Source organism: Pseudomonas sp. 10C3 (genome assembly GCF_036346185.1).
Classification (GTDB): domain Bacteria; phylum Pseudomonadota; class Gammaproteobacteria; order Pseudomonadales; family Pseudomonadaceae; genus Aquipseudomonas.
On the sequence record NZ_JASJVE010000215.1, the window covers coordinates 1 to 236 of the forward strand.

A 236-nucleotide genomic window follows, 5' to 3' on the forward strand; every position below is an offset into this window, starting at 1 on the left:
CGTCAGGGCGCTCGATCCGCTCCGAGACACCGGTTTGCAGTGCGCGCGCCATTGCAATCAGCTGTTCGCGTATCTGTTTGTGTTCGGCGTTGAGGGACAGCTGCAACTCGGCCATGGCCTGTTCGTCGTTGGCGGTGGGCCGGGTGTTGGCGAGGATCTCCAGGGTGCTGATGCTCAGCCGCAGATTGCGCTGGATGGCGTCGAGTTTATTGAGTGATATCCGCACCTCCTTGGAC

At 61.0% G+C, this 236-nt stretch carries 1 pseudogene; it reads right to left on the minus strand.

Going from position 1 to position 236, the window contains the following annotated elements:
• Positions 1-236 (minus strand): annotated as a pseudogene (locus QN399_RS26665) (FUSC family protein); the annotation flags it as partial.